The sequence below is a fragment of the Streptomyces sp. NPDC001902 genome (assembly GCF_042891295.1).
Lineage (GTDB): Bacteria > Actinomycetota > Actinomycetes > Streptomycetales > Streptomycetaceae > Actinacidiphila.
Map to the genome: position 1 here is coordinate 36,506 of NZ_JBIATA010000040.1, position 18,867 is coordinate 55,372.

General features: G+C 74.3%; 20 protein-coding genes. 9 read left to right on the top strand and 11 right to left on the bottom strand.

The window, feature by feature from the left end:
* Window positions 1-5 precede the first annotated feature (5 nt).
* The gene (locus tag ACFYYN_RS39920) at window positions 6-2,537 is read left to right on the top strand and encodes a right-handed parallel beta-helix repeat-containing protein (RefSeq protein ID WP_500549693.1); all 2,532 of its coding nucleotides are present in this window, start codon (window positions 6-8) and stop codon (window positions 2,535-2,537) included.
* A gap of 141 nt (window positions 2,538-2,678) precedes the next feature.
* Here ACFYYN_RS39920 and ACFYYN_RS39925 read toward each other — a convergent pair whose 3' ends face one another.
* Complete coding sequence (locus tag ACFYYN_RS39925; RefSeq protein ID WP_500549694.1) at window positions 2,679-4,451, bottom strand: MOSC domain-containing protein; 1,773 nt, start codon at window positions 4,449-4,451, stop codon at window positions 2,679-2,681.
* A gap of 233 nt (window positions 4,452-4,684) precedes the next feature.
* Here ACFYYN_RS39925 and ACFYYN_RS39930 point away from each other — a divergent pair, with 233 nt between their 5' ends.
* Window positions 4,685-5,431: a GNAT family N-acetyltransferase gene (locus tag ACFYYN_RS39930; RefSeq protein WP_500549695.1), complete on the top strand. Its 747-nt coding sequence runs from the start codon at window positions 4,685-4,687 to the stop codon at window positions 5,429-5,431.
* On the opposite strand, the gene ACFYYN_RS39935 is transcribed toward ACFYYN_RS39930, so the two are convergent.
* Window positions 5,428-6,315 (bottom strand): helix-turn-helix domain-containing protein, encoded by an 888-nt coding sequence (locus tag ACFYYN_RS39935; protein WP_500549696.1) that lies wholly within the window; start codon window positions 6,313-6,315, stop codon window positions 5,428-5,430. The genes ACFYYN_RS39930 and ACFYYN_RS39935 overlap by 4 nt on opposite strands.
* A gap of 89 nt (window positions 6,316-6,404) precedes the next feature.
* Here ACFYYN_RS39935 and ACFYYN_RS39940 point away from each other — a divergent pair, with 89 nt between their 5' ends.
* Window positions 6,405-7,529 (top strand): hypothetical protein, encoded by a 1,125-nt coding sequence (locus ACFYYN_RS39940; RefSeq protein WP_500549697.1) that lies wholly within the window; start codon window positions 6,405-6,407, stop codon window positions 7,527-7,529.
* Window positions 7,530-7,547: 18 nt separating this feature from the next.
* On the opposite strand, the gene ACFYYN_RS39945 is transcribed toward ACFYYN_RS39940, so the two are convergent.
* Together ACFYYN_RS39945 and ACFYYN_RS39950 are read right to left on the bottom strand one after the other, a co-directional pair.
* Window positions 7,548-8,600, bottom strand: coding sequence for a sulfite oxidase (locus tag ACFYYN_RS39945; protein WP_500549730.1), 1,053 nt, complete (start codon window positions 8,598-8,600; stop codon window positions 7,548-7,550).
* 91 nt (window positions 8,601-8,691) lie between these two features.
* Window positions 8,692-9,990 carry a GAF domain-containing protein gene (locus ACFYYN_RS39950; RefSeq protein WP_500549698.1) on the bottom strand — a complete coding sequence of 433 codons (1,299 nt, stop codon included), beginning with the start codon at window positions 9,988-9,990 and terminating at the stop codon, window positions 8,692-8,694.
* A gap of 173 nt (window positions 9,991-10,163) precedes the next feature.
* On the opposite strand from ACFYYN_RS39950, the gene exaC reads away from it, so the two are divergent.
* Window positions 10,164-11,687, top strand: coding sequence for an acetaldehyde dehydrogenase ExaC (exaC, locus tag ACFYYN_RS39955; RefSeq protein ID WP_499509404.1), 1,524 nt, complete (start codon window positions 10,164-10,166; stop codon window positions 11,685-11,687).
* A gap of 47 nt (window positions 11,688-11,734) precedes the next feature.
* On the opposite strand, the gene ACFYYN_RS39960 is transcribed toward exaC, so the two are convergent.
* The 7 genes from ACFYYN_RS39960 to ACFYYN_RS39990 all read right to left on the bottom strand — a co-directional run bounded on the left by ACFYYN_RS39960 (window position 11,735) and on the right by ACFYYN_RS39990 (window position 15,518).
* Window positions 11,735-12,826: a glutamate--cysteine ligase gene (locus tag ACFYYN_RS39960; RefSeq protein WP_500549699.1), complete on the bottom strand. Its 1,092-nt coding sequence runs from the start codon at window positions 12,824-12,826 to the stop codon at window positions 11,735-11,737.
* A gap of 41 nt (window positions 12,827-12,867) precedes the next feature.
* On the bottom strand, window positions 12,868-13,086 hold the full coding sequence (locus ACFYYN_RS39965; protein ID WP_500549700.1) for a DUF5133 domain-containing protein: 219 nt from the start codon (window positions 13,084-13,086) through the stop codon (window positions 12,868-12,870).
* Between the two features lie 98 nt (window positions 13,087-13,184).
* Window positions 13,185-13,682, bottom strand: coding sequence for an STAS domain-containing protein (locus ACFYYN_RS39970; protein WP_500549731.1), 498 nt, complete (start codon window positions 13,680-13,682; stop codon window positions 13,185-13,187).
* Between the two features lie 18 nt (window positions 13,683-13,700).
* Entirely contained in the window at window positions 13,701-13,886 is a 186-nt protein-coding gene (locus ACFYYN_RS39975) for a hypothetical protein (protein WP_500549701.1), read from the bottom strand.
* 545 nt (window positions 13,887-14,431) lie between these two features.
* On the bottom strand, window positions 14,432-14,698 hold the full coding sequence (locus ACFYYN_RS39980) for a DUF4235 domain-containing protein (RefSeq protein WP_500329378.1): 267 nt from the start codon (window positions 14,696-14,698) through the stop codon (window positions 14,432-14,434).
* Window positions 14,695-15,111 (bottom strand): DUF3618 domain-containing protein, encoded by a 417-nt coding sequence (locus tag ACFYYN_RS39985; protein WP_500549702.1) that lies wholly within the window; start codon window positions 15,109-15,111, stop codon window positions 14,695-14,697. Before ACFYYN_RS39985 ends, ACFYYN_RS39980 begins: the two co-directional genes overlap by 4 nt.
* The gene (locus ACFYYN_RS39990; RefSeq protein ID WP_500549703.1) at window positions 15,108-15,518 is read right to left on the bottom strand and encodes a phage holin family protein; all 411 of its coding nucleotides are present in this window, start codon (window positions 15,516-15,518) and stop codon (window positions 15,108-15,110) included. The genes ACFYYN_RS39985 and ACFYYN_RS39990 overlap by 4 nt, the downstream gene beginning before the upstream one ends.
* A 153-nt stretch (window positions 15,519-15,671) precedes the next feature.
* Here ACFYYN_RS39990 and ACFYYN_RS39995 point away from each other — a divergent pair, with 153 nt between their 5' ends.
* The 5 genes from ACFYYN_RS39995 to ACFYYN_RS40015 all read left to right on the top strand — a co-directional run bounded on the left by ACFYYN_RS39995 (window position 15,672) and on the right by ACFYYN_RS40015 (window position 18,813).
* Complete coding sequence (locus ACFYYN_RS39995) at window positions 15,672-16,043, top strand: hypothetical protein (RefSeq protein ID WP_500549704.1); 372 nt, start codon at window positions 15,672-15,674, stop codon at window positions 16,041-16,043.
* A 105-nt stretch (window positions 16,044-16,148) separates the two neighbouring features.
* Window positions 16,149-16,559, top strand: a complete 411-nt coding sequence (locus tag ACFYYN_RS40000; RefSeq protein WP_500549705.1) for a hypothetical protein — start codon at window positions 16,149-16,151, stop codon at window positions 16,557-16,559.
* A gap of 82 nt (window positions 16,560-16,641) precedes the next feature.
* Window positions 16,642-16,830 carry a hypothetical protein gene (locus ACFYYN_RS40005; RefSeq protein ID WP_500329383.1) on the top strand — a complete coding sequence of 63 codons (189 nt, stop codon included), beginning with the start codon at window positions 16,642-16,644 and terminating at the stop codon, window positions 16,828-16,830.
* A gap of 179 nt (window positions 16,831-17,009) precedes the next feature.
* A complete protein-coding gene (locus ACFYYN_RS40010) occupies window positions 17,010-17,198 on the top strand; it encodes a hypothetical protein (RefSeq protein ID WP_500549706.1) in 189 nt (62 codons plus the stop codon).
* Between the two features lie 253 nt (window positions 17,199-17,451).
* A complete protein-coding gene (locus tag ACFYYN_RS40015; RefSeq protein WP_500549732.1) occupies window positions 17,452-18,813 on the top strand; it encodes an MFS transporter in 1,362 nt (453 codons plus the stop codon).
* The last annotated feature ends 54 nt before the right edge of the window (window positions 18,814-18,867 follow it).

Genomic DNA, 18,867 nt, shown 5'->3' on the forward strand with positions numbered 1-18,867 from the left:
GGAACATGACCCGTCACACCGTGGCCCCCAAAGGACAAGGCGGCCGCGGCGCCTTCCACCGGATCGTCGACGCGGTGCGCGCCGCCGCCCCCGGCGACGTGGTGGTGATCGCCCCGGGCACCTGGACCGAGGCCGTGGTGCTGGACCGCGCCGTCGTGCTCACGGCCGAGCACGGCCGCGGCAGCGTCGTGCTGGCCGCGCCTCCCGGGGACCGGCCCGCGCTGACCGTCGACGGCCCGGACTGCGCCGTGCACGGCGTCACCGTGTGGGGCGCCGACGACGGCGCCCCCGCGATCGCCGTCTCGCCGGGCGCCGGGCTGGTCCTGGAGGACTGCGCCGTCGAGGGCGGCCGTATCCAGGCACGCGGCCCGGAGGACGAGGAGAGCGGGACGACCGCCCTGATCCTGCGGCGCTGCCGCCTCGAACGCGCCCGGCTGGCCGGCCTGCACCTGGCCGGGGCGGTCCGCGCCCGGGTGGAGGACACCAGCGTCACGGGCGTGGACGGCACGGGCGTCGTGCTGTCGGGCACGGCCCGGCTGGACGCGGCCCGGCTGCGCCTGGACCGTACGACCGGATCGGGCGTCCGGCTGCGCGGCAGCGCACGCCTGCGGCTCGCCGACTCCACGCTGACCGGCACCGGCCGGGCTGGGCTGCTGCTGGAGGAGGCCGCCGAGGCCACGGCCGGCGAACTGCGGATCGAGTCGCCCGGCGCGGCCGGTGTGCACGTGACCGGAACGGCGCGCGCCGAGCTCACCGACTGCCGGATCCGCGGCGCCTCCGCCAGCGGGGTGGTCGTCCAGGACAACGGCGTGCTCAACGCGCAGGGCTGCGCCGTCGCCGACGCCGGTGCCAACGGGCTGCTGGTCACGGGCGCCGCGCAGGCCCGCCTCGCGGACTGCCGGATCGACCGCAGCGCCTTCAGCGCCGTCCACCTGTCCGGCACGGCCACCGGGCAGCTGACCGACTGCCTCGTCCGCGACTGCGCCGAGCACGGCGTCCACGCGGCGGGCGAGGCCCGCCTAGAACTCGCGGACTGCGGGATCAGGAACGTGGGCATGACCGGCGTCGCCGTGGACGAGCAGGCCGTGGCGACGGTCACCGGCTGCCGCATCGACGACGTCGCGACGGGCATCGGCGTCGGCTCGGCCTCCGAGAGCAGGGTCGAGCACACCACGGTCACCGGCACCAAGGACATCGGCGTGCGGGTCGCGACCGGTGGTACCGCGGTCCTCACCGGCATACGGGTCACCGGGGCGGGCGCGGCGGGCGTCGTCGTCGACAAGGGAGCCGAAGCCACCGTCAACGGCGGCTCGGTGGAGGACTGCGCGGGCTCCGGCGTCGTCGTGTGGACCGGGGCCCGGCCCACGGTCGCGGACCTGCGCATCGACCGGCCCGCCAAGAACGGCGTCTTCCTCGCCGAGGGTGCGGGCGGCACCTTCACCTCCCTCGACGTGTCCGGCTCCGGGTTCCCCGCGCTCCACGTGGGCGCGGGGGCGGACCCCGTACTCCGGCACTGCCGGATCCGCGACTGCGCGGACGCGCTCGGCACGGACGAGGGCGCGGCCCCGCAGCTCGACGACTGCACCGCGGACGGCGTCCCTCTGACGTTCGGGGAACCCGCGGCCGCCCCGGCGGTGCCCGCCGCCCCGGGCGTACCCGGCGCCCCGCCGGCAGGGACGCGCCCGCCGGCCACCGCCGACGAGGAGGAAGCGCCCGAGGAGACCCTGGAGGACCTGCTGGGCGAGCTGAACGCCCTCGTCGGCCTCGACCGGGTCAAGCGCGACGTCGGCTCGCTGGTGAAGCTGATGCAGACGGTCCGGCGCCGCGAGGAGGCCGGGCTGCCCGCCCCGCCGCTCAGCCGGCACCTGATCTTCGCGGGCAACCCCGGCACCGGCAAGACCACCGTGGCGCGCCTGTACGGCCGGCTCCTGAAGGCGCTCGGACTGCTGCGCGAGGGCCACCTCGTGGAGGTCGACCGTACGGCCCTGGTCGGCGAGTACGTCGGCCACACCGGCCCCAAGACCACCGCCGCCTTCAACCGCGCGCTGGGCGGCGTGCTCTTCATCGACGAGGCCTACACCCTCGCCCCGGTCGGGGCCGGGAACGACTTCGGCACGGAGGCCGTCGGCACCCTGGTCAAGCTCATGGAGGACCACCGCGACGACGTCGTCGTCATCGCGGCCGGCTACCCCGGCGACATGGACCGCTTCATCAGCTCCAACCCGGGCCTGTCCTCCCGGTTCGGCCGCACGCTCCTCTTCGAGGACTACGCCGCGGACGAACTGGTCTCGATCGTCGAGTACCAGGCCGCGGAGCACCAGTACGAACTCACCCCCGCCGCCCGCGAGGAGCTCACCCGCCTCTTCGAGCTCCTCCCGCGCGGCGAGGGCTTCGGCAACGGCCGTTCCGCGCGCCAGATGTTCCAGGAGATGACCGAACGGCAGGCACAGCGCGTCGCCGAGCTGGACGACCCGACCCCGGACCAGCTCATGGCCCTGCAGGACCAGGACCTCCCCCAGCCCGCGAACCGCGGCTGACCGCCCGGGGCCGCGTGGCGGTCGGGCGCGCGTGTCCGGGCCGCGGGCCGCTCGTGGTCCTGGCGGCCCAACGACCTCGCGCGGCCTGTGGCATGCGAACGCGCACGTCAACGCGGATTCGGGGCTTCGGGGCGGGGCGTCCTACAGGTCGAGCACCACGTCTGTGCGCGGCTGTGAGCAGCAGATGAGGGCGTTGCCCTCGGCGGGTTCGTCGACGGGCTCCGGCGCGTACGAGACACCGCCCGTCAGGACCTGGGTCTCGCAGGTGTGGCAGACCCCGGTGCGGCACGACCAGCGGGTCGGCACGTCGCACGCCTCCGCGAGTTCGAGGAGCGTGCCGTACGCCGGGTGCCACGGCACGCTCAGGCCGCTGCGGGCGAAGGACACCGATGGTCCCGTCGGTTCGCCGGGAGGGGCAGCGGGCGGGTGCGGGGTGCGGGCCGTCGCGTCGACCACGCCGGGGTTGATCGAGGACAGCGCGCCGAAGGTCTCCCGGTGGATGCGGTCCGCGGCCAGTCCCCCCGCTGCCAGCGCCTCCGCCATGTCGTCCATGAAGCCCTGCGGTCCGCAGATGTAGGCGTCCGCGTCCGGCGGCAGGTCCAGCGCGGCGATCCGCGCCGTGTCGAGCCGGCCCGCCCCGGTATAGTCGGCGCCCGCACGGTCGCTCTCGCGCGGCCTGCTGTACGCGATGTAGGCGTGCGCGCCCGCCATCCTCCCCACCAGGGCCCGGGACTCCGCGGCGAACGGATGGCTCTCGCCGTCGCGTGCCACGTGCAGCCACCACACCTCGCGCCGGCCGCACGCGTCGGCCAGCGCGTACAGCATCGCCATCACCGGTGTCGCGCCCACCCCCGCGGACAGCAGCACCACCGGCGTGTCGCCGTCCCCGAGGACGAACGTGCCGCGCGGCGCGGCGACGTCCAGCAGGTCGCCCTCCCGCACGTGCCGCCGCAGGAAGCCGCTGCCCGCGCCGTGCGGCTCCTGCTTGACGCTGATCCGGTACTCCGCCGCGCCGGGCCGCCCCGACAGGGAGTACGTGCGGATCAGCGGCGGCCCGTCGGGGTCCGGCCGCATACGGACGGTGAGGAACTGGCCCGGCATCCCGGCCGGCAGCGGACTGCCGTCCTGAGCGGCCAGCGTCAGCGAGAAGATGCTGCTGCTCTCGTCCCGGACCCGGGCCACCCGTAGCGGGCGGAAGCCCGGCCACGCCGGGGGAGGGGCCGCCGTGCCGGTCAGCCCGGGGTTGCCCGCCGCGCCGCCACCGTCCCCCGCCGGGGCGTCGAGCAGCGCCCGCATCGAGGCCTGCCACCCCGGGCTCAGCGCCGGGATGCGCAGGGCGCGCTCGACCTCGTCCCGGGGATGCCCGGGCAGGTACAGCAGCGCGTCGATGTCGGCGACGGTCATCGCCTCCGGGCCGGTCCCGAGCTTGACGATGTCGTCGCCCGCGGCGACCTCGCCCTCCTCCAGCACCCGCAAGTAGAAGCCCGGGCGCCGGTGGGCCACCAGCAGCGCGGCCATCCTGGGCTCCGCCATGCGCATCCCGACCCGGTAGCAGGTCACGCGCGGCTGCGTGACCTCGAAGACCGCGCCGCCGATGCGGTACCGGTCCCCGATGCACACCTCGTCGTCGGGCAGCCCGTCCACGGTGAAGTTCTCGCCGAAGTTGCCGAAGGTGAGGTCGTCCCGCCCGAGCTCCTTCTGCCAGTGGCGGTACGAGTCCAGCTGGTACACCAGCACCGCCCGCTGCTCGCCGCCGTGCCCGCCGAGGTCGCCCTGCCCGTCGCCGTCGATGTTGAGCCGCCGGACCATGCGCGGCCCGGAGACCGGCTCCTTCCAGACGCCCGTGTACGTCGTCCGGCCCTGCCACGGCACGTTCTTGGGCATACCGACGCTCACGGCGACCAGTGTGGCCATGCGCCATCTCCCTCGTAGCGCGAGCCCCCGCCTCCCGGCCACCGTATTACGCCCGTCGTGCCGCGCAACCCGGCCGAGGGGACGGTCCCCGGCGTCCCGGGGCGGGCGGTGCCCCGCGATCACCACCGCCTAGGGTGGGGATCCCGGCCCCGGCCGGGATTGCGGGCGGGCACGACGGTGTTGACCCACCCGACAGCCGCCGGCCCCTCGATGGACGGAGACCAGCACCACCCATGTCCACCACCGTTGATCACGCCCACCCCGCGGAGTCCGACGGCGAGCCCGCCCGGGCCGACGCCGCACCCGCCCTGGACAACCCGGTGTGGGCCGCCCTCACCGGCCCGCACGCCGGCTTCGCCGAGGTCCGCGGCCGAGCCGCCCGCTACCGGTCCGACGTGTCCGTCTTCGCGGGCCTCGCCGACCCGGCCGACCCCGCCGCCTGGGAGGACCTGGCCCAGCTGCTCGGCCCAGGCGGTACCGCCCTGGTGACCGGCTCACCGGTGATCCCCGAGGGCTGGGAGGTCGTGGAGGGCGGCGAGGGCATGCAGATGGTCGACACCGCGCTCCACGCCGAGCACGCCCCGGAGGCCGTACGCCTCGGCCCCGCCGACGTCGACGACGTCATGGACCTGATCGCCCGCACGCGGCCCGGCCCCTTCCTGCCGAAGACCCTCGAACTCGGCACGTACCTGGGCGTCCGGGAGGACGGCCGGCTGATCGCCATGGCCGGGGAGCGCATCCAGCCGCCCGGCTGGACGGAGATCAGCGCCGTCTGCACCCACCCGGACCACCGTGGCCGCGGCCTGGCGACCCGGCTGATGAGCGCCGTCGCGGCGGGCATCAAGGAGCGCGGGGACACCCCGCTGCTGCACGCCGCCGCGAGCAACACCAACGCGGTACGGCTCTACGAGTCGATCGGCTTCAGCCACCGCCGCCGCACCCTGTTCCTGCTGGTCCGCGCACCGGGAGCCCGGGCCTAACCCGGGTCGGTCCGCTTCTGGTGCTCGCCCGCCCGGGCGGGGGCCGCGGGGCGGACGGTCGCGTCGGCGGTGCCGGCGGCCAGCGAGCCGAGCAGGGCCAGCGAGCGAGCCGCCGCCGATCCCGGCTCGGCGTGGTAGATCACCAGGACCTGGCCCTCGGCGCCGTTGACGCTCAGCTTCTCCCGGTACAGGTCCATGTCGCCGACCTGCGGGTGCCGCATCCGGGCGAGCGCGCCCTCGCGCCGGTGCACGTCGTGGCGCGCCCACAGCTGCCGGAAACGGTCACTCTTCAGCGAGAGCTCGCCCACGAGCGCGGCCAGCCGGGGGTCGTCGGGATCGGGCCCGGCCACCGCGCGCAGACTCGCCACCGCGTTCACCGTCGCGGTCTGCCAGTCCCGGTGCAGCTCCCGCTCCTCCGGGTCCAGGAACGCCGCGCGGAGCCGGTTCACCCCCGGCACGTTGTTCGGCGACAGCGCCCGCGCCAGGGCGTTCGCGGCCAGGACGTCGAGGTACTTCCCCTGCACGAGCGCCGGCATCGGCAACTGCCCGAGCAACTGGAGGACGTGGCCCGGCACCTTCTCCTGCGCGGGGCGCCTGGCCCTGCGCGGCTTGGGTCCCACCAGCCCGATCAGGTACGCCGTCGCGTCGGCGTCCAGCCGCAGCACACCCGCGAGCGCCTCCAGGACCTGCACGGACGGATTGCGGTCCCGCCCCTGCTCCAGCCGGAGGTAGTAGTCCGAGCTGATGCCCGCGAGCATGGCGACCTCCTCGCGCCGCAGCCCCGGCACGCGCCGCAGCCCACCGCCGTTGAGGCCGACGTCCTCGGGCCGTACGAGTTCCCGCCGGGCCCGCAGGAAGTCACCGATCACATTCGAGGCGTCCATGGGCCCCACGCTAGTTCGCCCCCCGCCCCCGTGCCTGGCCCTGCCGCCCCCAGGAACGGCCCGGCCGTGACCGTCTGGGACCATGGCGCATGGTTGACGAGAACCCGGGTCCCGCCCTTGGGGACGTGCTCGACGACGGGCAGGCACGGGCGCTGATCGGCGCCACCTCCGGCGCCGAGGACCTTCCGGTCGGCGGCGCGACGATGACCATCGGCTCCGCCGGGACGCTGATCATCGTGGACGCGGGGGACGTACCGGGGCGCAGCGGTGTGTGGAACGCCCAGGAGATCCGTCTGCTCGGCCCCGCGCCGGCTCCGGTGCTGGAGCGGCTCTGGGAGTGGCCCGGGTTCCATCTGATGGTCCGCGTCGACGAGGGCCTGCTCCACCTCGGCACGGGCCACGCCGAAGTGATCAGTTCGCACCTCCCGCACGGCGGCACCGTGTACGAACTCGACGACTGCACGGTACGGCTGCAGACGTCCCTCAGCAGGGCGCTGCTCGACCGGGTCCGCCCGCCGCGCCCCGTCGCGGCCCGCCCCGGGCTGGAGTGGCTGGACGAGGTGAACGGCGACCGTGCCCTCGCGCTGGAGCGGTTCGTCACGGGCTGGTACCCGGCCACCGACGGCGCCGCGAAGCCGCCGTTCCTGCCGGGCGGTTCCACCGACCTGCCCACCGCGCTCGCGCAGCTCTACCGGCTGGCCGTACGGCGCCCCGGAGTCCTGGGCGTCCAGAACCGCATCGTCGAGGACCCCCGTCGCGAGACCGACCGCTGCGGCGACATGCGCGTCATCGGCGTCGAGAACCAAGGAGGGTTCCGCTGGTCCACGCTGTGGACGCCCGGCGAGCCCGAGGACGACCCCACCGTCTGGCACCGGGTGCACGACGAACCGCCGGTCGCCGAACTCGAACCGCTCAGCGGCTTCCTCCTCCAGTTCGCCCTCGACGAGGCCGCGATGGGCGCCGACTACGTGGCGATGGCGCACGGCATCACCGGAGCACAGGTCGAGCCGCTCACCCCGGAACTGCGCCCGGTTCCCCTCCGGCCCTTCGAGCCCCGGGCGGCCAGGCGTTTCCACGTGGCACCCGGGCTCGTCCTGAGCGTCTCGAAAAGGTGGAGGGAGAACACGTACGACGTTCGGGCCGGAGCCACCGACCGCGGCGCTCTGGGGCCCCTGGCCCACGACGCCGTCGACTGGCTGCACTTCGACGGGTGACCCCGCGCCGTGCGGAGATCAGGCGCCGGCCTCCAGGCACAGCACCGGTACGCGCTGGACGAGGTTGTTGGCGAAGCCGCCGCGGTTCCAGGGCTGTTCCAGCGGTTGGGTGTGGCCCTGCGCGTCGGTGGCGCGGACGCTGAGCACGTGGTGGCCGGGCGTCGCCTCCCAGGTGGTGTGCCAGTGCCGCCAGGCCCAGGGGTGGCCCTCGTCGCCGAGTGCGGCCGCCTGCCAGGTGTGGCCGCCGTCCGTGCTCGTCTCGACGCCGACGACCGGCGCGCGGCCGGACCACGCCCGGCCCTCCAGGCGCTGCGGGCCCGGCCGGACGACACGGGTGCGCGTCATGAAGTCGGGGAAGCCGGGCGGCACCATGAGGGCGCGCGGTGCGATGCGGGTCACCGGCTCGCCCGGCTCGTCGGGCTCCTGCCGGAAGCGGTACGCGACGGACTGCTGGAAACCGGTGAACGGCGTGTCCGTGAGCGTGATGTCGTGCAGCCACTTCACGTGCGCCATGCCGTACCAGCCGGGGACGACCAGGCGGACGGGGTGGCCGTGCTGCGGCGGCAGGGGCGCGCCGTTCATGGCGTACGCCACCAGGACCTCGGGGTCCTCGGCGGTGGCGGCCGCGACCGTGAGCGAGCGCTGGTAGTCCTGTTCGACCCCGCGCTCCACGCCGTGGTCGGCGCCGGTGAAGACCGCCTCGACGGCGTCGGGCTCCACGCCCGCCTCCCGCAGCAGCGTGCGCAGCGGCACGCCCGTCCAGTCGGCCGTACCGACCGCCTCGGTCAGCCAGGGCTGGCTGACCGGGCGCGGGGTCAGTCCGGCGCGGCCGTTGCCCGCGCACTCCATGGTGACCCGGTGCGTGACGGCCGGATACCGGCGCAGGTCGTCCACGGACAGTTCCAGCGGGGTGCGGACCCTGCCGCCGACGGTGAGCCGCCAGGTCCTGGCGTCGGCCGGCGGGATGTCGAAGTGGACCAGTACGTAGTGCAGGCCGGGCGGCGTGACGTCGTAGCGCAGGGCCTCCAGGGGGAGCGCGTGGTTGCGGGCCGCCAGGCCCAGTTCGTCCATGCCGATGCCCTCGGCCGGGTCGGCCAGCCGGGACGCGGCGCTCACGTGCGCGATGTTCGGATCATCCACCCCACCAGTGTGCCCCGGCAGGTCAGTGCCGGGCACGGTCGAGCAGCGCCCGCAGCACCGGACGCCGCGGCGACTCGTGGGGCAGGGCGCGCAGCGTCGCCTGCAGCAGGTCGACGTCGCCGTGGTTGCCGGGCCGGTCCAGCCAGTCGAGCAGCAGCCTGGCGTCGCCCCGGTCACGCAGGGCGCGACGCAGCCCACAGTGGAGTTCCTCGCGCGCGTCGACGATGGCCGGGGCGTCCGAAGCGGGCAGCAGCGCCCCGGGGTAGCGGGCCAGGGCCCGGCGGTGGGCGCCGCGCGCGAGGAGGGCCCGGACCTCGTCCGCATCCGTGGTGGCCGGCAGCAGCAGCCGGTACGGGCGCGAGCCCAGCACCTGCGGGCCGAGCAGCCGGCGCAGCCGCGACATCTCGGCCCGCATGGTGACCCGGGCCGATTCGTGCTCGTGCAGCCGGACCGCCAGCGCGTCGGCGCCCAGCCCCCGCGGATGCCGGGCCAGCAGGAAGACGATCTCCGAATGGCGGGGGCTCAGTTCGACCGTGCCGTACGGGGAGGTCAGCTGTGCCCGGTCACGGGCCAGCACCTCCAGCCGGGCCGTCGCGGTCCCCGCGGCCGGTGCCGATCCCGGGGCGGCCGGCAGCACGCCGCGCAGCCGCAGCAGCCGCAGTTCGGCCTCCGCCGCCGCCACGGTGGCGCGCACCAGGGCCAGGGCGTGCGGCGCCGCGATGTGGTCGCCGCCGGTCAGGTCGATGACGCCGATGACCGCGCCGGTGTCCGGGTCGCGGACCGGGGCCGCCGAGCAGCTCCACGGGTGCACCGGACGGATGAAGTGTTCGCCCGCGTAGATCTGCAGGGGCCGCCCGAGCGCGACCGCGGTGCCGGGTGCGTTGGTGCCGGCCGCGTCCTCGGCCCACTCCGCGCCCTCGACGAAGCCGATCCGCTCGGCCCGCGCCGCCAGCCCCGGGGTCCCCTCGACCCACAGCAACCGGGCGTGCTCGTCGCCGACCGCCACCAACTGGGCGCTGTCCTGCGCCGGTTCGACGAGCAGGCTGCGTACGACGGGCAGCACCGCCGCCATCGGGTGCTGCCGTCGGTAGTCCCGCAGCTCCGCGGCGCCGAGCCCGGGGGAGCGGGGGCCGTCGGCCTCCGGGTCCACGCCGCGGCTGAGCGAGCGCTGCCAGGAGTCGCGGACGACGTCGCGCACCGGCCGCGGGGGGCGACCCGTCGTCAGGAACTCCTCGTGGGCGCGCGCCACGTCCCGCCGCAGGAGGTCCGGATCGGTTCCCGGCGGCCAGGCCGCGTAGGACGCCGCGTACGAGACAGTCATGGCCGTCCCCGGAAGTAGGCACGGACCGGTGCCCGGCGGCACCGGGTGGGGTGCTGCCGAGTGTAGTTCCGCGGTGGCGCTCCGCCGCAACCCTGTTGCAACCTTGCGTGTCCTACGGTCGTGCCGAACGCCGTCCGCAACGGAGCGGGTGGCACGCAATGGGAGGCCGCCCCATGACCCGGTACGCCAACCCCGGCTCCGACGACGCGATCATGAAGTACCAGCCCCGCTACGACCACTGGATCGGCGGCGAGTACGTGCCGCCCGCCCGCGGCGAGTACTTCGAGAACCCGACCCCGGTCACCGGGGAGACCTTCACCGAGGTCGCCCGCGGCACCGCCGAGGACGTCGACCGGGCCCTCGACGCCGCCCACGCGGCCGCGCCGGCGTGGGGCCGTACGTCGGTGACCGAGCGGGCGAACATCCTGAACAAGATCGCGGACCGCATGGAGGCGCACCTGGAGGAACTGGCCGTCGCCGAGAGCTGGGAGAACGGCAAGCCGGTCAGGGAGACCCTCGCCGCGGACATCCCGCTGGCCATCGACCACTTCCGCTACTTCGCGGGCGCCATCCGCGCCCAGGAGGGCAGCCTCGCCGAGATCGACGACGACACCGTCGCCTACCACTTCCACGAGCCCCTGGGCGTCGTCGCGCAGATCATCCCCTGGAACTTCCCGATCCTGATGGCGACGTGGAAGCTCGCCCCGGCCCTCGCCGCGGGCAACGCCGTCGTCATCAAGCCGGCCGAACAGACCCCGGCCTCCATCCACTTCTGGATGAGCCTGATCGCCGACCTGCTGCCGCCCGGCGTGGTCAACATCGTCAACGGCTTCGGCGTCGAGGCCGGCAAGCCGCTCGCCTCCAGCCCGCGCGTGGCCAAGGTCGCCTTCACCGGTGAGACGACCACGGGCCGGCTCATCATGCAGTACGCCTCGCAGAACCTGAGGCCCGTCACCCTGGAGCTGGGCGGCAAGAGCCCCAACATCTTCTTCGACGACGTCTCCAGCGCCGACGACGACTTCTACGACAAGGCGCTCGAGGGCTTCACGATGTTCGCCCTCAACCAGGGCGAGGTCTGCACCTGCCCGTCCCGCGCGCTGATCCAGGGCGGCCACTACAACGCCTTCCTCGAGGCGGCCGTCACCCGCACCGAGAAGATCGTCCAGGGCCACCCGCTGGACATCTCCACCATGATCGGCGCCCAGGCCTCCAACGACCAGCTGGAGAAGATCCTCTCCTACTTCGACATCGGCCAGCAGGAAGGCGCCAAGGTCCTCACCGGCGGCGAACGCGCCGACCTGGGCGGCGAACTGGCCGGCGGCTACTACGTCCGGCCGACCATCCTCGAGGGCGACAACCGCATGCGCGTCTTCCAGGAGGAGATCTTCGGCCCCGTCGTCGCCGTCACCTCCTTCGGCGACTTCGACGACGCCATCGCCACCGCCAACGACACCCTCTACGGCCTCGGCGCCGGCGTGTGGACCCGCGACGGCAGCACCGCCTACCGCGCCGGGCGCGCGATCCAGGCGGGCCGCGTCTGGACCAACTGCTACCACGCCTACCCGGCGCACGCCGCCTTCGGCGGCTACAAGCAGTCGGGCATCGGCCGCGAGACGCACAAGATGATGCTCGACCACTACCAGCAGACCAAGAACCTGCTGGTCAGCTACTCCCCGAAGAAGCTCGGCTTCTTCTAGGACGCCGCGTGAGGGGTGCCTGGCCCGGCCGGGGCCGGGCACCCCTGTCAGGTGTGGGTCAGGCGGACGCAGGCCGCGGCGACTTCACGGAGGTCGCCGGTGCGGCGCAGCAGGTCACGCTGGACGCGGGCGCCGTTGCCGGTCTTGAGGAGCCCGGCGAGGGCGTCCTGCGCGGGGACCAGGTCGCCGTTGTCCTCCAGGGCGTCGCGTACGAGGTCGAACAGCGCGCGGACCACGGCCTCGGCCGGGGCGGGCTCCATGGTCACCGGGTGGACCAGGCGGCCGTCGATGCCCTCGCGGGCCGCCCTCCAGGTCGCCAGCCGCAGCAGGGCCACGCCGTGCGGTGACGGCGGCTCACCGGCCCGCCACGCGCGGGCCGCGGTCTCCACCAGCGCCCGCACCAACGTCGCCAGCAACGCGGTACCGGACGCGTCCAGGCACACGTCCGCGACGCGGACCTCGACGGTCGGGTAAGCGTGCGACAGCCGGGCGTCGAAGTACACCATGCCCTCATCGCGGAGGGCGCCGGTGGCGATCATGGCCCGCACCTGTTCGTGGTAGGCGGCGGCGGAACCGAACGGTTCCACCGGCCCTGCCGACGGCCACCTGCCCCACACCCGGCTGCGGTAGCTCGCGTAGCCGCTGTCCCGGCCCTGCCAGAACGGCGAGTTCCCGCTGAGCGCCAGCAGCACCGGCAGCCAGCAGCGGATCCGGTCCAGGACCGCGACGCCCTCCTCGTCGGACTCCACCGACACATGGACGTGGCAGCCACAGGTCAGCGTCTCCTGCGCGGTCAGCCCGTACCGCTCCCGCAGCCACCCGTACCGCTCCCCGGTGCTCAGCTGCGGGCTCACCGGCAACGGCGACGTCGCCAGCGCCGCGACCGCGCCACCGGACTCCTCGGCGTGCCGTGCCGCCTCCGCCCGCCACCGCACGATCTCCGCCGCCAGGTCCTCCATCCGCGACTGCGGCCGGGTGGCGAACTCCACCTGCTGACGCTGCAGTTCCGCCTCGAACACCTGGCCGCCCGCCGTGCCGTCACGACGGGCCGACGCCAGCACCGCCGTCGACAACGCCCGCGGCTCCCCGGACTCCGCGTCCAGCAGCAGGAGTTCCTCCTCCACACCGACCGTGCGCAACGCTTCTCCTTCCCGGCAGCCGCAGGGGACGCGGACGCGCCTCAGGCAAGCACCGAATCGTCCTCCGGGCGGGCCCCCGGCAGCCGCAGCCGCGCCGCGATCAGGGCCGTGTCGACGTCCCGCGTGCCGGTCGCCACGCACAGCGTGTACGAGACGTCCGCCATCCGGCGGCGCACCTCGGGGTCCCCTGCGTCGAGCATCCTCAGCGTCTCGTAACGGTCGACCAGGTCGTTCAGCACGGCGGGGTGGGCCAGCAGCACATCGTCCTCCTGCGGGGTGGTTCATGGGATCAAGCCGCGTACCTGGCTGCCGCCTACCCCGGCTTCGGCCGGGCACGCAGGAGGAGCGCGGTGCGGGATCAGCGGCGGGTCCGCTCCGGCAGGGCGGTGACGATGATCTCGCGGGTCGCCGTGCTGTCCTCGACCGTGCGGAACCCGGCGAGGGCCAGCGCGTCCAGCACCGCCCTGTGGAGCGGGCGGCGGTGCGCCCCGGCCGGATGCCGCGCCGTCACATCGGTGCCGAGGAGGGTGCCCCAGCGCACGACCACGCCCCGCGGCCCCGCCTCCACGACGGGACGGTCCTCGCCGCCCGCGTGCCGTGCGAGCGGCAGGCCCGCGTCCAGCAGGGCCAGGCACACCGCCGTGTACAGGCGCCGGACGTCCGCGCCGAGCCGGTGGGCCGACGGGCGGGACGGGGTGAGCGCGCCGCGGTTGCCGGTGAGGTCGAGCAGCCGCAGGACGGTGTCGCTCGCGGCGGTCACGGTCAGCGTCCGGTGCGCGGCCATGGCGCGGTTGCGCAGCTCCAGCAGGGCGTTCAGTCCCGCCCCGTCGCAGCCGGTGACGTCGCGCAGGTCCAGGTCGAGGCCGTCCCCCGCCTACAGGGCGCGGCGCACTTCCGGCGCGGTCGCGGCGTCGAGCTCGCCGATCAGGACGGCCTCGGTGCGTGCGGTGTCGTGGGGACCGAGCAGGATGGTCAGGCGCGTATGGGACTCGTGCTGCCCGGCGAGTTCGGGTCCCGCGGGGACGGAGTGCACCCGCAGATCGGGAAACCGGTCCGACATGCCGTACCTCCTGCACTTTCGCTGCTCGCCGGTGCGTGCACCATCTCGGCGTGGAGTGATCGGAAAACGTGAACGACACCCGGAGGCCCGCATGAACATTTCCGGGCAAAGGGGTGACATCGGCATGATATGTGCTGGAGGGCGGGTTGGCGCCCGGTGTGCCGGGCGCGTCCGTCCGCGCGTCGTGGCGGGGCCGCCCGCACGCCTGGTCGGCGGTCGTGCGCGGGCCGTACGGGGGCGGGGCTCAGGGACCGGAGCGGGCGGCAGCGTGGCGCTGCCCCGTCACGGCGGGCGCCGTGCCGCCTGTCGGTGGGAGGCCGGCCCCGCCACAGAGCCGGCCCTCCGGGAGTCCGGTTCCGAGAAGCCACACGGATCGGGACGCCCACTACGCTATGTGCCACCACTGACAACCGGCGCGTGCGGCGACGTCCTCCCGTGCGGCAACGTCCTCCCCATGGGCGGTGGCAGCCAACGGGGTGAGGGGCCGAGGGGAGTTCCCGGTAGGGTGCCCGGCTCAGCGGGAGTCCGCCGGCGCGACGTGAACCTCAGCCGGGCCAGACACCGGTGAGACGCCGGGTGGCGGTCGCGCCCGCGCGGTCGACCGCCGCCTTGACGAAGGCGAAGATCGCGCCCTGGAGCGCCGCCGCGGTGAGCACCTCGGCCCAGGAGCGGTCCTCGTCGGTGGCGTCGGGCGCGTCCTGTTCGTGGCCGAGGGTCTTCCAGGCCTGCTTGAACAGCGCGCCGGCGATCAGCCCGGAGACCGCGCCCAGGGTAAGGCCCACGGGCTTGTAGACGATTTTCGACGCCTTCACCCGCGCCTCCTCCTGGCGCGGCGCACCAACAGCAACACCCCCATCGCCGCGCCGGCGCCCAGCAGGGGCGCGCGATGGGACCGCGCGGCGCGTGCGGTCCGGCCGGCACGTGCTCGTACCGCCGGGGCCTTCGTGCGGGCCAGCCGCCCGGCGTGCACGGCCTGGAGCCGCATCCGCCGGGCCGCCTCGACGGCCTTGTCCCGGGCCGGTTCCGGGGTCTTCTCCCGGACCAGCTCGCCTATCCGTGACGCCGCCTCGTGGGCCTTGGCGCCCGCCTGGCCGGCCCGGCCCGCCAGCCGGCCCTTGACGTCGGTCTTCGCCGACAGCGCCGCGACGGTGCGGCCCAGTTCCTCGCGCGTCGCCTCGACGCGCTCACGCAGTTCGTCGGTCGTCGGTGACTTGTCGCTCGTCATCGGTGTGCCCTTTCCTTGAGTTCCGCGATGTCGGCCTTGACGCTGTCGATGGTGGCCTCCGGCGCGGGCGGGGCCGCCCGGCCGAACTGCCTGCGGCCCGCCGCGGCAAGTACCGCCGCGACCAGGGCCAGGACCCCCGTGACGACCAGCGCCGCCGCCCACACCGGCAGCGCGAGCGCCAGGGTCGCGACGGCGGCGGCGCCGAGCCCCTGCAGCGCCAGGACCGCGAAGAGGCCCGCCCCGCCGAAGAGTCCGCCGCCCAGGCCGAAGCGCCGGCCCTTCCGGGTCATCTCCACCTGGGCCAGCCGCATCTCCTCGCGTACCAGTCGCGACAGTTGCTCCGACGCGCGGGACACCAGTTCGCCCACCCGTTCGTCACCGCCGCCGCGGTGCTCGGTCCCGCTCACGGGCCGTCACCTGCCTCCGTCTGTTCCGCGGTCCGTCTTCCGTTCGTCCCCTCACCACGCGCCTTCCCGGTCCGCACCGGCTCACGCGCGATCACTCTCCTGACGTGACATCAGATCCTGCCGGACGGTGATGCGTTCGGCAGGATGGGGACCATGAAGACAACCTCCACGCCGCAGCCGGGCTCGTCCTGCCGGGGCTCCGCCCTGTCCCTGTGGTCCAAGGACTCGGTGCTCTCCATCGGCTCGGTGGGCTCCGTGCTCTCCATCGGTTCCGTCGGCTCGGTGCTGTCCGTCGGCTCGGTCGGCAGCGCCCTGTCCGCGGGGTCCATCGGTTCCGCTCTGTCGCTGCTGTCGACCGGTTCGTGGCTGAGCATGGGCTCACTGCTGTCCGCCGGGTCGCGCTGGTCGGTCCTGTCCTGGCGCTCCTCGCACGGTTTCCGCTCCGCGGGCACGGCAGCCGCCCTGGCCGGAGCGGCCGCGCTCGTGCTGCTGGCCCGTTCGGCGGGGGACCCGCCAGCGGAGTGATCACAGGCCCGCCCGGCGTGCCGCGCCAGGGCCCGGGCGGGGTCCGGGGGTTTGGATGGGGGCGGCCGCCGACCGGTGGCCGTCGCATCCGACCTGGAGGCCGTCGTGCGTGTCCGCCCTGTCGCTGTGTCCGTCCTGTCCACGGCGATGCTCGTGGCCGCGGCGCCCTCCGTACAGGCCGCGGACGGCTGGACGCCGCACCGCGACGGCGGCCGGAGCGTACGGCTCGCCGTGTACGACTCCGGGCGCGTCGGCCACGCCCTGATCACCGTCCACCGGGTCGGGCGCGGCTGGGAGGTCGACGCCCTCGTCACCAAGGAGGTCGACGACCCGGGCTGCATCTACCTCGCCACCGACGACGGCGAGGACGGCGGCCAGGGCCGGGAGATCGGCGCCCAGTGCGGCTCCGCCGACACCACCACCCGCATGATCAGCCACACGGAGTTCCGCCGGCTGGTCCTCGGCTGGGTCGACGGTGACGGCGTCCCCGTCAGCCGGCGCAGCGTCAGGCTCTGACGGCGTGCGCGGTGTCCACCGGTGTCCGCGACCTCGCCGGAACCGCTGGCCCGCGACCGTAGCGATGGGGTACGACTGCACGATGGACTGCGAGCGTTGCCTGGAACCCGTGATCGAGGGCCCCGAGGGCGGCTACGTGTGCGGCCTGTGCCTGTTCACGGTGGAACCCCCCGGGTACAACAAGCGCCGCGAGGAGGGGCTGCGGGCCGTCGCGGCCGAACGCCGCCGCCGTACTTCGGAACGTCGCGCCCGCAAGGGGCTGCCGGTCTGAAAGGTGCCCATCCGGCACTCCGCGGACCGGCTGCCCGACCCGGAGGCCATGGCCTGGCCGGCGCGCCATGCCCTCCCGCCGAACGGCCTCGACGCGGGCGCGCACTCGGGATCGGGCGCCGCGCCCCGCGCTGCCGGCGCCCGGCCGTGCGGCGCCGGCTCGCCGACCGCCAACTGCATGTGCCCCGCACGCAGCAGATCTTCGGCAACGTCTCGCGCTACCTGCTGCCCGCCTTCCCGCTGTTCGTGCCGCCCGCGCCGACCCCCACCCGCACCCGGCCCGCCGCGCGGGTCACGCTGCTGGGCTTCGCCGCGCTGGCCTCCGGCTCGTACGCCGGATACGTGCTCTTCGAGCCGGGCGTTCCGTAGCCTGCGGCCACGGTGGTGATCCAGCCCTCGCCCGAGCCCGGCGGCGACCACCACGTACGCGAGCACGACCGCGTCGACGGGCTCCCGGGCAGCCGGGCGGCCCGGCATCCGTGACCCGGATTCTCGGCGGGACGTTAGATCTGGGCGCCGGACCTTGTCCGGGCGAGGCGCGGAACCCCGTGCTCTGGGCACCTCGCCCCGTCCCCCATCAGGGCCTTTCCCTCTGGAGCCGCCGATGTCGCCGACTTCCGCCATGCCCGCGTCCCCGTCCGCCGAGCAGCGCGGCAAGCGCCGCCTCGCCCTCGTGGGAGGGTCGCTGGGCAATCTCGTCGAGTGGTACGACTGGTTCGTCTACGCCAGCTTCGCCCTCTACTTCGCCGACTCCTTCTTCCCCGGTGACAACCCGACCACCCAGCTGATGAACACCGCCGGCATCTTCGCGGTCGGCTTCCTCATGCGTCCCGTCGGGGGCTGGGTACTGGGGCGCGCCGCCGACCGGCACGGCCGCAAGAGCGCGCTGACCCTCACCGTCACCATGATGTCCGTCGCCGCCCTGCTGATCGCGATCGCCCCGACGTACGGTCAGGCCGGCTACGCCGGCGCACTCGTGCTGCTGCTCGCCCGGCTGCTGCAGGGCATGAGCATCGGCGGCGAGTACGCGGCCAGCGCGACCTACCTCACCGAGGCGTCGGCCCGCAACCGGCGCGGGCTCGGCTCGTCCTTCCAGTACGTGTCGATGACGGCGGGACAGCTCCTGGGCCTGGCGATCCTGATCACCCTGCAGCACGTGCTGACCACGGACCAGTTGCACGACTGGGGCTGGCGCGTGCCCTTCCTGCTGGGCGCGGTCTTCGCCCTCGTCGTCTTCTGGATCCGGCGCAGGCTCCAGGAGACCGACGCCTTCGCCGAGGAGGCCGGCACCCAGGACGACGCCCGCGGCTCGCTCCGGCTGTTGTGGCAGCACCGGCGTCAGGCGTTGCTGGTCATGGCGCTCACCCTGGGCGGCACCGTCGCGTACTACACCTACACCACCTACCTCACCAAGTACCTCATCGGCAGCGCCGGCATGGCCAAGAACACCGCGACGCTGGTCAGTTTCACCGCGCTCTTCGTCTTCGCGCTGCTCCAGCCCCTGGCTGGTGCGCTGTCGGACCGGATCGGCCGCCGGCCGCTGCTGATCACCTTCGCCGTGGGATGCACCTTCGGCACCTACCCGATCATGACGGCGCTCGGCTCGGCCTCCTCGTACTGGCCCGCGCTCGGCCTCTCGCTGCTCGCGCTGGTGATCGTCACCGGCTACACCTCGATCAACGCCGCCGTGAAGGCCGAACTGTTCCCCACCCGGGTACGGGCGCTGGGCGTGGCGTTGCCGTACGCGATCGCCAACGCCCTGTTCGGCGGCACCGCGGAGTACGTGGCGCTGTGGTTCAAGGACGCCGGTCACGAGACGGCCTTCTTCTGGTACGTCTCGGCGTGTGCGCTGGTCTCCCTCGTCACCTACGTCCTCATGCCCGACACCAGGAACGCCGCGCTCAGCCGTGCCGAGGAGGCGGCCGGCGACCCGGCGCCGCGGGCCGCGCGGTCGCCGGCCGAGGGTGTGGTGCCGCAGGCGTAGTACCGCCCCCACCGAGGTGGCGGCTCCCGATCCCGGACACGGCGCCGGGATCGG

Coding starts and splice junctions, on each gene's coding strand:
- ACFYYN_RS39920 (WP_500549693.1), top strand. CDS start 6: ATGACCCGTCACACCGTGGCCCCCAAAGGACAAGGCGGCCGCGGCGCC.
- ACFYYN_RS39925 (WP_500549694.1), bottom strand. CDS start 4,451: ATGGCCACACTGGTCGCCGTGAGCGTCGGTATGCCCAAGAACGTGCCG.
- ACFYYN_RS39930 (WP_500549695.1), top strand. CDS start 4,685: ATGTCCACCACCGTTGATCACGCCCACCCCGCGGAGTCCGACGGCGAG.
- ACFYYN_RS39935 (WP_500549696.1), bottom strand. CDS start 6,315: ATGGACGCCTCGAATGTGATCGGTGACTTCCTGCGGGCCCGGCGGGAA.
- ACFYYN_RS39940 (WP_500549697.1), top strand. CDS start 6,405: ATGGTTGACGAGAACCCGGGTCCCGCCCTTGGGGACGTGCTCGACGAC.
- ACFYYN_RS39945 (WP_500549730.1), bottom strand. CDS start 8,600: ATGGACGAACTGGGCCTGGCGGCCCGCAACCACGCGCTCCCCCTGGAG.
- ACFYYN_RS39950 (WP_500549698.1), bottom strand. CDS start 9,990: ATGACTGTCTCGTACGCGGCGTCCTACGCGGCCTGGCCGCCGGGAACC.
- exaC (WP_499509404.1), top strand. CDS start 10,164: ATGACCCGGTACGCCAACCCCGGCTCCGACGACGCGATCATGAAGTAC.
- ACFYYN_RS39975 (WP_500549701.1), bottom strand. CDS start 13,886: ATGTCGGACCGGTTTCCCGATCTGCGGGTGCACTCCGTCCCCGCGGGA.
- ACFYYN_RS39985 (WP_500549702.1), bottom strand. CDS start 15,111: ATGACGAGCGACAAGTCACCGACGACCGACGAACTGCGTGAGCGCGTC.
- ACFYYN_RS39995 (WP_500549704.1), top strand. CDS start 15,672: ATGAAGACAACCTCCACGCCGCAGCCGGGCTCGTCCTGCCGGGGCTCC.
- ACFYYN_RS40005 (WP_500329383.1), top strand. CDS start 16,642: ATGGACTGCGAGCGTTGCCTGGAACCCGTGATCGAGGGCCCCGAGGGC.
- ACFYYN_RS40015 (WP_500549732.1), top strand. CDS start 17,452: ATGCCCGCGTCCCCGTCCGCCGAGCAGCGCGGCAAGCGCCGCCTCGCC.